The organism is Mammaliicoccus sp. C-M13 (assembly GCF_022386845.1).
GTDB classification, from domain to species: Bacteria; Bacillota; Bacilli; order Staphylococcales; family Staphylococcaceae; genus Mammaliicoccus; species Mammaliicoccus lentus.
Map to the genome: position 1 here is coordinate 147,857 of NZ_JAJNHQ010000004.1, position 14,893 is coordinate 162,749.

The 14,893-nt window shown below is 30.7% G+C and carries 14 protein-coding genes; 9 read left to right on the top strand and 5 right to left on the bottom strand.

Translation table 11 applies throughout. The features are described 5' to 3' along the window. Positions 1 to 63: 63 nt before the first annotated feature. The 5 genes from LQ615_RS04840 (at position 64) to LQ615_RS04860 (ending at position 4,454) form a co-directional block, all read left to right on the top strand. Positions 64 to 981, top strand: a complete 918-nt coding sequence (locus LQ615_RS04840; protein WP_239703733.1) for a ketopantoate reductase family protein — start codon at positions 64 to 66, stop codon at positions 979 to 981. A gap of 331 nt (positions 982 to 1,312) precedes the next feature. Further along, on the top strand, positions 1,313 to 2,386 hold the full coding sequence (locus tag LQ615_RS04845) for a hypothetical protein (RefSeq protein ID WP_239703732.1): 1,074 nt from the start codon (positions 1,313 to 1,315) through the stop codon (positions 2,384 to 2,386). A gap of 114 nt (positions 2,387 to 2,500) precedes the next feature. Beyond that, positions 2,501 to 3,361: a WYL domain-containing protein gene (locus tag LQ615_RS04850; RefSeq protein ID WP_017000014.1), complete on the top strand. Its 861-nt coding sequence runs from the start codon at positions 2,501 to 2,503 to the stop codon at positions 3,359 to 3,361. Between the two features lie 11 nt (positions 3,362 to 3,372). Next, the gene (locus tag LQ615_RS04855; protein WP_017000015.1) at positions 3,373 to 4,101 is read left to right on the top strand and encodes a hypothetical protein; all 729 of its coding nucleotides are present in this window, start codon (positions 3,373 to 3,375) and stop codon (positions 4,099 to 4,101) included. Positions 4,102 to 4,103: 2 nt separating this feature from the next. Further along, positions 4,104 to 4,454: a hypothetical protein gene (locus LQ615_RS04860; RefSeq protein WP_239703731.1), complete on the top strand. Its 351-nt coding sequence runs from the start codon at positions 4,104 to 4,106 to the stop codon at positions 4,452 to 4,454. Between the two features lie 218 nt (positions 4,455 to 4,672). Here the strand turns inward: LQ615_RS04860 and LQ615_RS04865 are convergent, their stop codons facing one another. After that, on the bottom strand, positions 4,673 to 4,834 hold the full coding sequence (locus LQ615_RS04865; RefSeq protein ID WP_239703730.1) for a hypothetical protein: 162 nt from the start codon (positions 4,832 to 4,834) through the stop codon (positions 4,673 to 4,675). Positions 4,835 to 4,977: 143 nt separating this feature from the next. After that, positions 4,978 to 6,129: an MFS transporter gene (locus LQ615_RS04870; protein ID WP_239703729.1), complete on the bottom strand. Its 1,152-nt coding sequence runs from the start codon at positions 6,127 to 6,129 to the stop codon at positions 4,978 to 4,980. A 114-nt stretch (positions 6,130 to 6,243) separates the two neighbouring features. On the opposite strand from LQ615_RS04870, the gene LQ615_RS04875 reads away from it, so the two are divergent. After that, positions 6,244 to 7,140 (top strand): LysR family transcriptional regulator, encoded by an 897-nt coding sequence (locus LQ615_RS04875; RefSeq protein WP_103269220.1) that lies wholly within the window; start codon positions 6,244 to 6,246, stop codon positions 7,138 to 7,140. A gap of 29 nt (positions 7,141 to 7,169) precedes the next feature. On the opposite strand, the gene LQ615_RS04880 is transcribed toward LQ615_RS04875, so the two are convergent. The 3 genes from LQ615_RS04880 to LQ615_RS04890 form a co-directional block, all read right to left on the bottom strand. After that, a complete protein-coding gene (locus tag LQ615_RS04880; protein ID WP_239703728.1) occupies positions 7,170 to 9,518 on the bottom strand; it encodes an immune inhibitor A domain-containing protein in 2,349 nt (782 codons plus the stop codon). 179 nt (positions 9,519 to 9,697) lie between these two features. Next, positions 9,698 to 10,216, bottom strand: coding sequence for a transcription repressor NadR (locus tag LQ615_RS04885; RefSeq protein ID WP_064211441.1), 519 nt, complete (start codon positions 10,214 to 10,216; stop codon positions 9,698 to 9,700). A 4-nt stretch (positions 10,217 to 10,220) separates the two neighbouring features. Continuing rightward, entirely contained in the window at positions 10,221 to 11,309 is a 1,089-nt protein-coding gene (locus LQ615_RS04890; RefSeq protein WP_239703727.1) for a cysteine desulfurase family protein, read from the bottom strand. An 85-nt stretch (positions 11,310 to 11,394) separates the two neighbouring features. On the opposite strand from LQ615_RS04890, the gene LQ615_RS04895 reads away from it, so the two are divergent. From LQ615_RS04895 to nadA, 3 genes are read left to right on the top strand one after another with little or no spacing between them, the layout of a single operon-like run. Next, on the top strand, positions 11,395 to 12,969 hold the full coding sequence (locus LQ615_RS04895; protein ID WP_239703726.1) for an L-aspartate oxidase: 1,575 nt from the start codon (positions 11,395 to 11,397) through the stop codon (positions 12,967 to 12,969). Next, on the top strand, positions 12,920 to 13,753 hold the full coding sequence (gene nadC, locus LQ615_RS04900; RefSeq protein WP_064204735.1) for a carboxylating nicotinate-nucleotide diphosphorylase: 834 nt from the start codon (positions 12,920 to 12,922) through the stop codon (positions 13,751 to 13,753). The genes LQ615_RS04895 and nadC overlap by 50 nt, the downstream gene beginning before the upstream one ends. Continuing rightward, positions 13,754 to 14,854, top strand: a complete 1,101-nt coding sequence (gene nadA / locus LQ615_RS04905) for a quinolinate synthase NadA (protein ID WP_239703725.1) — start codon at positions 13,754 to 13,756, stop codon at positions 14,852 to 14,854. The last annotated feature ends 39 nt before the right edge of the window (positions 14,855 to 14,893 follow it).

A 14,893-nucleotide genomic window follows, 5' to 3' on the forward strand; every position in this document is an offset into this window, starting at 1 on the left:
CTCTTTTACAATGATAACTTCAAGTTAATGAACAAATGTTTATTAACTGAGAGGAGAACAAGAATGAATATACTCATATATGGTGCTGGTGTTCAAGGACAATTTTTGGCACATGCACTAAACAAACGTGACAATAATATTACTATACTTGCAAGAGGTAAGACTTACGAAAGCCTACAAGAAAGAGGTGTCAGATTAAAGCACTTTCTACAAAAGAAAAATTCAATCGACCATTTTAACTATATAAGTGAATTATCTGAGACTGACCAATATGACATTATATTTGTGACAATGAAATACTCGGACTTCTATTCCGTTGTACCTGTATTAGCAAAAAACATTACCCAAAACATTATTTTTGTCGGGAATAACACTAATCCACAGAAACTTCGTAAAACAGTTCTTGAACAATCAAATACAGACAAAAATATTTCTTTTGGCTTTTTAATGACTGGCGGTAATAGAGATAAAACAAAAACAACTGTTCTTAGATTTAATGCCGGAGAGTTAAAAGTAAGTCATCTTGAAGGACAAATACCATTTCACAATATACTTGATGAGATATTTAAAGACTTATCTATAAAATTAACTTACGAAGCAAACTTTGAGGATTGGCTTATGTCACATGCAGCAATGATTATACCTCTGAATACTGGTATAATGTTGAAAAATCAATATAAAGGAAGACAAAAGCAACTTATTAAGAAAATCATAAATTCATACAACGAAATACACTTATTATTAGAACACAGTAACTATAAAATCATCCCAAGAGCACAAGCTACACTATTTAAGAAATTTAAATTTATCGCATACCCTTTACTGAAAATAATTTTAAACATTAAAATTATGAATCAAGTCCAAGGTTCAATGAGTGAAGTAGATTCACTATATGAAGATGTTAAATTACTAAATATGCAAAGTGTAATAACAACTAGACAATTAGATCGGATAGTTAAAGAAGTAAATATACTAACTTAACATTCTCGTTCATAGACATAATTTAAATAAACAAGTGAATTAAATATAAAAATTGTTGAGCGGTAATTTTTTATAATAAATTATATAAAATTGATGAATTTACCACTAAATAAAAATACTTTTGCATATGCAAAAGTATTTTTATTTTTTCGAATTTTTATTTTGGTTATATTTTATAGAAATAGCAGAATTTATCAAACTAAAATGGCATTAATTATTCAAAAGGACACAATATGTCTTTTTGAAATGTTAATTTATTTTTATTAGTTAATTAAATAAATTTTAAATTAAATTTCTTATAACTAAAATTATATGAAAGGAAGAACTAATAATGTCATTATTTGATAATACGTGGAATAATATCGAAGAATTTTGGAATAAGACAAATATTAATAATATATCTGAGCAGTATATTAACTTAAAAAATGAAAATATTAATAACCTAAATAACAAATTTTCTTGGATTCATGATGAAGATAAACCTTTTATCAATACCGATAATTGCAAAGCGGCTGATTGGGGCATACCTAATCAAGTGTTAGGTAATCTTGAAAATGCAAAAATCATCATTGGACTATTTAACCCTAAGAGTCATATGTCGAATAGCCAAGCTAATAAATGTTTATCTGTAAATGAATATATCAAGAATGAGTTAGCTGAAAGTCAAAATGATTATAATTTAGAAGCTCACGAATTCTTTATAAATATTGAAGATTATAAAAACCACATCTTTTCTAAAGATAATGTTATATCTCAAGAACTTAAAAGTTTATATAAACTACATAACGAATCAGTGCCTATTCTAGATCAAAAGCAAACAGAAATAAAAAAAGTAGCTTATTATTATAGTTTATATTTTAGTAAATCTTTTAATAAGCCTTTTAGAGAAGTAAATACTTATTATAAAAATATGTTCGATAAAATAAATAAATTAAAAAGTTATTCAAGCTCTAACTATGACATTGAAAATGAATTTTATTTTCATTTAAGCACTATGAGAATATGTAGTGTAGAACTTGTACCATACCGGAGTAAAAATAAAAATGACTTGAAAGTAAAAACTGATAAATTACCAAGTAGTATATTTATTGCGAAACAGATAATTAATTGTATTTTAAATGAAAAAGACATTAAGAATAAACCAAAAGTAATTCTTCGTTCTATTAAAGATTGGGTAAATGTTATGCAAAAAATATGCGAAAAGCTCGACATCAACTTTAATAAGGAGATTGCTCCATATTTGTATTCATTTAAGTCTCAAAATGCTTCTTTATCTCAAAATAATATATTACCTTATACCACTAAAAATCAAAATGTTTCAGAAGTTATTAACCTTATTTATCAAGAAATTTCATTAACTAATTTTTATCAGGTAATATCTCAACGCTTAGAAAATATAAATTAAGTGATTATTTTTAATATCATTTTTGTTACAATTTATTATTTATGATATTTTTTTATTAAAAAGACACATTTTGTCCATTTTAATTTTTATATTATATATTAGGAGTTGTTTACGTTGGATAAAGCGACACGTGTACTAACACTACTTACTCGTTTATTAAATGATGATGTAGTAAATACTTTTGAGTTTAGTAGAATTGCTGGGGTATCAAGCAAATCGATTCAAAGAGATATCAATGATTTAAATAATTTCTTTTATGAAAGTGATTATTGGAATAATAAACATACAAAAGTTGTATATAGTCGTAACTTAGATGGTTATCAACTTTCTAATGGCTCTTATTCGAAAAATAGTTTAGCTTTATTAAGTTTATTAATTACAATTAAAAGTTTAACACCTATTCTACATAATAATGTATACAATTTATTCTTGGATGAAATTTCTAAAAATCGTTTAGAAGATAAATTTGTGTTAAAAAGCGTATTAAATCATTTTAATATACGTCCCGATATTTTACCTGGTGAACACCTTATGACTTTGCAAAAAAGTATCGCCAAAAAATTAATGGTACGTATTACTTTAGATAAAAAAATTGTAATAAAGCCTTTATCACTAATATATATGCATTATGACTATTGGTTTACATATGAATATCAAAATAATATTTATACTATTAAAGTTCGAGATATTCTTGATATCCGATTATTAGAATCAAAATTTGACGAAGCCAAGAATAATAAACCTTTCAAATTTGAAATAGACAAATCTATTTGGAAACAATTTGAACAACAATATTCTATTCAAAAAATTTTAAAAAATGAAGGCAATAAAATTATTACTGAGGTATCATGCACTGATTTAGATGCCTATTATATCGCTTACCAACTTGCACCTTTAGCACGTATGTTAGCACCAAAGTCTTATATCAATAGCTTTATTGATCGTTTAGAAACAATAAAAGGTCTATATAGTTAAAGGAGATGAAAATGTTGAATAAGGAACAAACATTGCATGATTTAGGATTTTTAATTAATGCACATCAAAAAGTTATAGCTGAACAAGATACTATACGTGCTTGTAGAAATACAATAGCCAATGAAAAAGAAGCAATCAATTATAAACATCGTCGCAAGCAAATGATCATATTAAATTGGGTATGTCTTCCACTATTATTTTTTACTTTTATAGGTTGGAAATTTTTCGTCATTCTTTTAATTTATATTATTTTATTTAAAAAATTTAAATTAAAACCTTTTGCCACAAAAAAATACAAAAATGAAATGAATGAACTAGAAAATACTGTTGTAATACCTAGTTTAAATCAAATCAAAAATTCTGAACAACTTATCCCAAGGATTAATAATCTTATTTTACAATCTTCTGAATATCAGCGTATTCCAAATTCATACTCTCACTTAAATGCACTTGTAAATTTATTTATATATTTAAGAGATGGTAGAGCTGATAACTTAAAAGAAGCAATTAATTTATATGAAACTGAACAACATAGAGCACGTATGGAACAGAATCAGCAAGTTATGATTAGTAATACAGAACAAGCTGCAATTGATGCATATGCCGCTAGACAAAACTCTGAAATAGCAGCTGCTCAAAGTGCTGATGCTGTGAATAATAGTAGAAAGGCCAGTGCATATGCGAGTGACAATAATGATTTATTAAATAATAGAAAACAACCAGAATATAGGAGGTATTAATAATGAACAAGTTATTCATTCTTTGTTTATCAAGCTTATTTTTATTAACTGCATGTGGTAGTAAAGTTGATGGTACTTATTCAAATAACGATATGAGCATTACTGCAGACAGTGATTCAGGTAATGCTTCATTACACCTTAATGCAATGGAATCTGAAGGGTTTTTAGGTATAGGTGAAAGTGATGGAACAATTGATGGTAACATTAATCCTGATGAAAAAGTTATGACCTTTAGCTTAGAAGGAGAACAGATGAAATTAAATTATAAAGTTAAAGGTGATAAATTAGTCATAGAAAATCCAACACAATACGGTAATGAAGACGACACGTTAGAATTAACAAAAGAGGAATAAAACTCAACATTGAATAAATAAGATACAAGAGTAACATGCGCAAACATGTTACCCTGACAAGCACGTTCGAAAGACGGTGCCTTTATGTGATTTTGTAATAACCATCCGCCAAAGTTGGATGGTTATTTTTTTGTTTCATTTTGATAATTGCGAACACTAGACTAATCAGTGTTAGTATGAATATACTAATATTGATTAGTCTTTTGTCTCAATAAATATTAAGGGTGTATATCAATGCTTACTGATCTAATAATTGCAATCGTGTTAATTACTGTTTCAATAATTCTTTCTATATACATATCAATAACAAAGAACCTCAATATAATCTCAGGTATTGAACCAGAGAAAATCCCTGCAAATAAAATTAATACTGTTATCAAAATTTTTAATACTTGTTTGTTAATTTCTACTATTTTAATAGCTATTAGTTTTTTATTTATTGAAAACAATATAGTGTTAGGAATAATATTTTTGTTTACTGGTGTGGTTGTCTTATATTTGTTTTATATTTACTACATGAAAATCATAAAGAATTAATTTTTTTATTTCTAATGATTACGAATACAATGTTAAGTATACTTATTAATATTCCAGCTAATATAACAAAGTTAGATCCTAATGACGCTATAAAAATACCACCTAAGAAAGTCCCTACTGTAGTTCCTAAGTTTACAGATGATAGAAAGATCCCATTTGATAAGTCAGGTGCATCTGGAGCCGACGATGTAATGACATATTGTGTAACGTTAGCAGATATTCCTGCTAATGTTCCCCATATTATTGAAATAACAATCATTAAAGCAAAGTATTTTCCTAAACTAAACATAAGTATATAAGTTACGATTAGCCCAATTGGCAAGAAAAATATAGCTTTTTTGGGGATACTCGTTAATAGACGACCCGCTATAATGTTACCTACTATATTAGATGCTCCATACAGAAACAGCACTGCAGTTACTGAACTACTTGATGCTTGTGTAACAATATTTAAATAATCCGTTAAATAACTGTATACACCAAATACTGCCGCATTAAATAGAAATGATACTGTAATTGAAATCCATGTTAAAGGGCGTTTCAATACACTTAGTTGACCACCGTAACTTGTTGAAGTTTTCGCTGACATTTTTGGAACAAAGAGCAAAGTCATAATAAGTACGATTATATTAACTACTGCAAAGAATAATAAAGCTACTTGTAAATTAAATTGTGTAGCTAAGAAATTCACAATTGGAACACCTACAACCATCCCCGCTGATACTCCTATAAATACACGTGCCACCGCTTTAGGTGCATCTTTTTTATCTACTGAATCAGCAGCGACTGAAAAAGCTAATGATATATATACTGGATGAAATATAGCCGGAATTATTCGAGCAATCAATAATACTGTAAAGCTTGATGTAAATAATGTTACAAAGTTACTAATAATAAAAATGACAAGTACAAACATCATAACTTTCTTTCTGTTTATTTTTGATAATAACAAAGGCATAACTGGACCTGATATTGCTATACCTATAGCAAAGCTAGAAACAAGCCATCCTGCAGTTGATACACTTACATCAAACGCATCTGCAATAATAGGTATGAGTCCAATAAAACCCATCTCTGTGTTCAAAATACCGAATACACCTATAGTGAGTATAAGAATAACCAATTTATTATGTTTCAATACATCACCGCTCCTGAATTTCTTGATATATAAAGTGTAGTGTGTAAAATGAGTTATAACAAATACTTTTAAATCATCATTAGAAATGCCTAAAAGGTATAACGAGGTGTATAAATGGAATTAAGAATACTAAAATACTTTGTCACCATAGCTAAAGAAGAGAACATTACAAGAGCCGCGAATTCATTACATGTTACTCAACCTACCTTATCTCGACAAATTAAAAATTTAGAAGAAGAACTAGGTGTATCTTTATTTAAGAGAAGCAATCACAATATACATTTAACAGAAGAAGGACAACTTTTTAAAAAGAGGGCCGAAGAATTACTAGCTATGTCACAAAAAATGCAAGATGAATTTAAAGTGATAGATAAACAAGTAGAAGGCGATATTTATTTAGGATGTGGCGAGACGAAAGGTATGCAGTTTATTGCTCAAATCTTTAAAAATATTCAAACTACCTACCCGAATATCAATTTACACATATACAGTGGTAATGCTGATGATATTGCAAATAGATTAGATAAAGGTTTATTAGATTTCGGTATCCTTATACAACCTGCTAATTTAACAAAATATAAAGCATTAACATTACCTTCATACGATAAATGGGGAGCAGTCGCTAAAAGAAATAGTCAATTAGCAAAAAATAAAACCGTCACTAAAGATGATTTAATAGACTTACCATTATTATGTTCTAGACAAGCAATCGATCCAACTATCATTAATAATGAATTTACAGGATGGTTTGGAGATATGTTCGACCAATTAAATATTGTATCTACTTTTAACTTAGCTTATAACGCTGGACTGATGGTTAAAGAAAACGTAGGATATGCATTAACTTTAGACAGCATCATTAATACATCAGAAGAAAGCGACTTATGCTTCATACCATTCAAACCAGAACTTATAGCAAAACATAACATCGTATGGAGAAAAGACCATAGCTTCTCCAAAGCCGCACAAGTATTTCTTGATAAGGCAAAAGAGCTTGAAACGACTTTTTAAAGTTATTTCAAGCTCTTTTTATCTATACTTTATTTTGTGATTTTTACTTTCCCTACTGAATTGTCTTTACTTTTTGCTGCTACTTCAAATTTTAAACCATGGTTTGGCACTAAGACGCCTGCGTCTTCTTGCCCTTTATTTGAATAGTCTTGGCTATCATCGAATAATGGATTTTTCTTCGTTTTATTATCGTGTAGTTCGTATCCTTCTTCATTTTTTAATTTTAATTTTGGTTGGTGATCTAAGCTAAATGCTGCATCTCTAATTTGGAATTGCGTTGCTGCCGGGTCATCTTTGAGACCTTTTTTCTTCCAGTTTAATGTGTTTTGATCTGCATCCACTATACTTATAAATCCTTGTCCTGGATGGTCTTTTACATTATTATCAGAAAAGCTTTTATCTACGTACCAAACTGTTAATCCGGTATTATAAGCCATCGTTCCGCCACCGCGTTTAATGTTCTTTAATCCTTTGTCTGGTCCAGTATAGTTTCTCCATTGTAATAAGTAATAATTTTCATCGTAGCGATTTCCATCACTTTGGGTAAATCCTTGTAGTTCAAAATCAGATTCACTTTCTGCATCATCATTTAATATTTCTTTTCCATCTTTTGATGTTACTTTAATTTGGTCGATAAACCAGCCTGGATATGTTTCATATTTATCTGTAACGTATGAGAAGCGCAGTTTAATCTTTTTACCATCGTATTTAGATAAATCAAATTTAGCATCTTTATACTCGTTAGATTTACCGTCTATACCGTTACCTTGGTTTTGTCCGCTTCCTTCTGGATCATCATTGTTTGTTATATTGCCTTTAATATTCTCCCAATTTTCACCGTTGTCTGTTGATACTTGTACGTAACCATAATCAAACCCTTGTTCAATATCGTACCAAGTTTTGAAGTTTAACTCGCTTGTCTTAGCTGAAGTTAAGTCTAAATCTGTTTCCATCGAATATTGTGTATCATCTTTCGCGCCACTCCAATATGCTTGCTTACCTTGTACAGGTTTTTGGAGCAGAGTTGATTTGTCAGGAAGATTAACTTTTATTGCGTCGTTATTCGTACCTTTCGTTGCTGCTTCATCTATTAACTCTGAAGTTTCACCTTTAAATTCACTTGCATTAATTTCACTTCCCGTTTGCCAATTACCACCGTGTTGTTCTTGCAACATTTCTTTCATATATGGATCAAACCCAGTAGGTTCTGTTCCTGGTATTGCACCAGCCCAACTGCCTGAAGACATAATTGACCAGAATGATACCGGCTCACCTTTACCTGTATATTCTGTGTCATATTCGTCTGGTAATCCTAAGTCATGTCCGTATTCATGGGAAAATACGCCGGCTGCCCCATCTTCTGGTTGTATCGTATAATCAATAGCTGCTAATTTACCATCAAATTGGTCTAATCCTGAATTAGTTCCTGGTATTGTATAAGGCTCACCTTTTTCATCAAAATCAAGCGACCATCTATGTGACCAAATTGCATCTGTTCCAAGTTTACCACCACCTGATTCTTCACCTGGACCAGAGTGCACAATCATGATATGATCGACAATTCCATCTTTTTCGTCATACACTCCATCGCCATCTATATCATCACGATCCCATTGGTCATAATCACTTAAATCGATACTAGGTTCTTTTGCTGCTTGTTCCAATGCTTCTTGCACTAATTCTTTCGGTTTACTATCGCTACCACCTTCGTCTGGTGCGTTACCCCCATAATAACTAGCTGGGTGTTTTGCTTTATACCAACCGTGTACTTGACCATCTATATCATAGCTGCCACCTGATTGATTTTGATAATATTGCTTCATGCTCATCAAGTTTTTACCATTTGGGCCTTTATATCCTTTCTCTCCAAACACCATATCTTGAAAATGAGAAACAGGGTATTCGTCATAATACATATCTGTTTCATCTTTTGTAATAGAGCTATTTGGATAATCTGGAAATTCCATTGCTATAACTAATACTTTATCTTTACGAACTTTACCAGTATATTTTTCTTCTTGAACTTTATCTACTCGTTTACCATTATTCTTTTTCTTATACATTTCTTTTTCATTTTTGTTCAATTGACCTAAACGTTTACCATTATTACCTTTTTTATAGCGCTTATCAAAAAGTCCTTTATTAGGTATGTATTTTTGATGATATTGTTCTCCTTTACCATCCATATATCGTTTTAATCTTTCTTCTTTTTCTTCAGGCGTATTCGTAGATTCAATAACACCTTCTTGTTCTAAAGTTTCAAGTAAACGATTTTCATTTGGTGCGACTTGGTTAGCAGAAGCGCCTTGTGATAAAAAAGGAAGTGCTATTATTGTGCTTAAAGAAACACATGTTAATTTTTTAAACCATGAATTCACTAAAAATCCCCCTTATTTGTGTAATATAAACATATTATATACAATAATCCATAAAATAGTAATGAAAAATTCAAATAATTCAAATAATTATTTTTAGTATATAAAAATAATACACCTCCATATTAGTTCGTTATTATACGAAAAATATGGAGGTGCTTTTATAGATTAAAATTTGATTTTTATTCCACTATAAATTGATGTGCTTTTAAATCTCTAACAGCATTATCTAGAATCTTTTCAGTATGCGCTGAAATCGTATGCAAATGTACATTGTCCGTTAAATGAGCTAACATTTGTCCTTCAAATTTATTCATTGCATGTATAAACTTATCTAAATCGTCTTGTGTTTCTATCATTAAGTTTGCTTTTATATTCCCATACACAGGATGATCAATTGCCACATCATCAATCATGGCCCCGTTATCTATAATTAATTGTAGTTCTTCTTCCATTCTTTCATTGTTATGCTGGCATACAATAACACGTTTATACTCTTTACCTTGAGGCGTATTATTAATCACATATCCTCTGCTTGTAGAATTAATAATATGTTCTTGAGATTTGAGAATAGAGATATCTTTCACAATAATTTGTCGTGAAACACCAAATTGTTGGCTCAACTGTTTACCACTAATTGGCTCATTTGTTGATTCGAGTAACTGCAGAATTGCTTTCCTGCGATTAAAGGGATTATTCATGTCGCTAGTCTCCTCTTAAGATTGTTTTTAAATGTTCAAAGCAATTATTTATATCTGCTTTTGTCGTATATTTACTAATTGAAAAACGAATATATTGGTAATACGTCTTTTCTGCTATTGTATCTATTTTAACTTGTAAACCGTCACTTAACAATGCTCCGTGACCACAAGCTGTACCTGTCGATATACATATATTTCGATTAGATAAGTATTGCATAATATATTGCCCTTCAAACTTTGGAGAAAGTAAAGCTAAAATATGAGGTGCTTCCACATTGTATACTATGGGTGTAAACCTTAATTCGACAGCTTGATTCAATAAATATTGTTTCATTTTCTTCATGTGATTAATATCATCATCAATCGATAATGCTTTTGTCATGGCTACAATACTTGGTGAATCTATCGTGCCATTTTGTGTATTCATCTCATGAAAGTAATAATCATTTAATGGTTTTACATATTCGTGGTTTATTAACAAGCTACCCGAGCCCTTAGTTCCGTGAAATTTATGACTAGAAAAAGCATATGAAGTAAACAATTGTACGTTTATATCTTCTAATTTATGAACAGCTTGAACGCCATCAACATGTATAGGAATATGATTTTCCATTGCAATGTTACTCAAATCATTTATCGGCAAAATATACCCAGTCTCTGAATTCACATGTTGTGCAATAATAAGAACAACTTCATCCATTACCAATTTTGTTGTTCTCTCCACATCAATTTCTCCGTTACCGTCTAAAGGTAAGTCTAAAATTTCGAATTTCGACTTATACATTTCTAATGCAGCATGTATAGAAGGATGCTCGTATGGTGATACAAGTATCGTTCCTCTTTCTTGATATTCTAAATAACTACGTATTGCAATTTCATTTGCATGAGAACCGCTTCTTGTAAAAATAACTTCCTTATCAGTTTCAAAATATTTTTTAATATATTGTTTACATGATTCTAATAACTGATTTGTATGTTGTCCACCTATATGTAAACTCTCTCCATTATAAAACGCTTCTCTTTGAACATCTTGATATACACTTAACACTTCATTATCAGGTATCGTAGTTGATGCATTATCTAAATAAATCATTTCAAAACTCCCCTTGTTATTTATCTTTACATGTGTCAATATAATGTATATAAAATATAACATATATGTAAAGTAAGGTGTAAACTTGAGAAAAGTTATAGTGATAGGTTCAGGAATTGCTGCATTATCAGCCATTAAAGCCTTAGGTCCAAATGTCCAAATTCATTGTATTACGAAAGATAAACTTAATATGCATAATAGCAATTTAGCTCAAGGCGGTATTTGTTTTTCAAAATATGAAAATGATTATGGGAACGCACATATACAAGATACATATACTGCTGGAAATGAATTAGGTGATTTAAGCATCATCCAATCAATGATTCAACAAAGCCATAACATTATCCAAGAGATGATAGATGATGGCTTAAATTTTGATAAAAAATCCGAACAAACTTCTTTAGATTTTGCTATGGAAGGTGCTCATTCGAAAGCACGTATTCTACACATAGGAGGCGATCAAACAGGTTCTTATATTACTAAATATCTCATTCAACATTTACCGTCAGAAAATTTAACTATTTACGAAGAAACTGAAGTGATTGACTTATTAAGAGACGTTTCACATGAAATATCCGGTGTCGTTGCGCTTGATAAGCATGAAAACAAATTAGAAATCATCGCTCATGACGTGATTTTAGCTACTGGTGGTTACAGTAACTTGTTTCCTATCAATTCTAGCGCATCTCAAACAATAAACTCAGGTCATATAGTTGCATATCATAGCAACATCCATCTAAGACATATGGAAATGATACAATTTCACCCGACTTTACTAGGCACTAACAACGAAACATATGGCTTAGTTTCAGAAGCAGTAAGAGGGCACGGCGGTATATTAGTCAATGAAATTGGTCACGAGTTTATGAACGACTTACATCCGCTTAGTAGTTTAGCACCACGAGATGTGACGAGTAGAGCTATTTTCCAGCAACAAAAAGAAGGTCACCAATGTTATATCAACATAAAACATATTGACCACTTCCCTACTAGATTTCCAACGATATATAAAAATCTAGTTAAACATTTTCCGGATGCATATCATAATCAATTGATACCTGTTTCTCCAGGTGCACACTATACAATGGGTGGCGTTAAAGCGCATTTAGACGGTACAACTGAAGAACCACACTTCTATGCTATTGGTGAAGCCTGCAATACAAATTTTCATGGTGCTAATCGATTAGCTAGCAATTCACTTTTAGAAGGTCTTGTTATGGGAAACCTTTGTGGAAGAAAAATAAAAAACTCTTCAAACAGAGAAATACAAAGCATTCAACTATGTAGGTTACAAATACCTCTCATTACAGCACAAGATTTTCATGCGTTACGAAATCAAAGTTTTGAAGTATTAGGTATAGAACGTAATGGCCAAAATATACAACGTTACTTAAAAGATATTCAACTTTGTCTTAGAAATTCAATGGTTACAGATGAATGGAATAAAGAAAATTGGCAAAGGTATGTAGAAATAAAAACTTTAGAAATGGTAAGTTTATCAGCTTTAAATAGAAATGAATCTAGAGGTGTTCATTTTAGAACGGATTACCCGCATAGCCAACCTCAATTACAAACTATTGATATAGAAATCACAATGGAGGATAAATTTCATGCTAAACAAGTTGTATGTCCAAGAAAAGCTCAAACAATTTTACCTTGAGGATAATCATTATGGTGATTTATCTTCAAGTGTTTTTGATTTAAATCAAAAAGGTGAATTAACTCTTATCAGTAAAGCTCAAGGTGTTTTTTGTGGAGAAACTATTATTCAAGAAAGCTTTAAACTAATTGAAAGTAATGTTCATACGAATATATTAGTTAAAGACGGTGAAATTGTAGAAAAAGGACAAAAAATCGCAATTATAAAAGGTTCTATCAAAACTTTACTTACGATGGAACGCATCACTTTAAACTTAATACAACGCATGTCAGGTATTGCCACATCAACTCATCACATCGTACAAAAAGTTCAAAATACAAACGTTAAAATAGTTGATACAAGAAAGACAACACCGGGTCTCGGTATGTTTGAAAAACATGCTGTTCACGTGGGCGGTGGATACAATCATCGTCGAACTTTAAATGATGGATTGATGTTAAAAGATAATCATATTAGTTTTAGCGAATCTATACAAGACCTCGTGTCAAAAGCAAAGCAACTAGTCGGTCCAATGGATAAAATAGAAATCGAAATAGAAGATATAGATTCATTACAAGAAGCAATTAAAGCAGAGGTAGATATCATTATGTTTGATAATTGCAAACCTGAATGGATAGCACAGCATATTCAAGATGTACCTAGTCATATTAAGACGGAAGCTTCTGGAAACATCAATATTGATAATGTTCTAGAATATGCTCAAACAGGTGTTCATTATATTTCGATAGGTTCTTTATTTTACAATCAACAAGCATTAGACATTTCAGCAAAGGTGGTTATTTAATTGTTTAATCCTACAATAGAAAAAGCACAGTCTATACCAGATCAATATTTAAATATGACAACCGAACAACTAGAAGAGAAAATACGAACAATCAAAACTAAATTAGGTGACCAATTATTTATGCCAACACACCATTACCAAAAAGATGAAGTCGCGCAGTTTGCAGATATAATGGGAGACTCTTTAGAACTAGCAAGAATATGTAAAGAAAATACAAAAGCTAAATATTTTGTATTTAACGGTGTACATTTTATGGCTGAGACTGCAGACATACTAACGCACGATAATCAAAATATATATTTACCAGATTTATCTGCAGGTTGTTCAATGGCAGATATGGCAAATATCGACCAGGCATTATATGGCTATGAAGTATTAACACAGCGTTTAGGTGATAACATTTTACCTCTTACTTACGTTAACTCTACAGCAGCTATTAAAAAATTTGTAGGAGAAAATGGTGGTTCTTGTGTGACAAGTGGCAATGCTGATAGCGTTATAGAGTGGGCATTGGACCAAGGTAAGCGTATTTTATTTTTACCTGATCAACATTTAGGTCGCAATACAGCATATAAACTAGGAATAAACCTTGATGAAATGGCAGTTTGGGACCCTATTCAAAAGGTATTAGATTATGATGGCAATGAAGATAATATTAGAATTATATTGTGGAAAGGTCATTGTTCCGTTCACGAAAAATTTTATCCAATACACATTGAACAAGCACGTAAAAAAGATCCAGATGTAAATGTCATCGTACACCCTGAATGTCAATTCGACATTGTTCAAATGGCAGACTACGCGGGGTCTACTAAATATATTATCGACAAGATTAAAAACGCTCCAAAAGGCTCTAATTGGGTAATAGGAACTGAAATGAATCTCGTTAACCGTTTAAAAACAACATATACTGATATCACCATAAACTCACTTAACCCACTTATGTGTTCATGCTTAACGATGAATAGAATCGACTTACCACATCTAGCATGGTGCCTAGACAAAATACAACAAGGTCATCTTGAAAACATCATTAAAGTTGATGAAGAAACGGCATATTATGCAAAGCAGTCATTAGAACGTATGCTAAGTATCGTTTAAGATTTAACTCATATATACAGGGTATAGTTACAGTGAGGT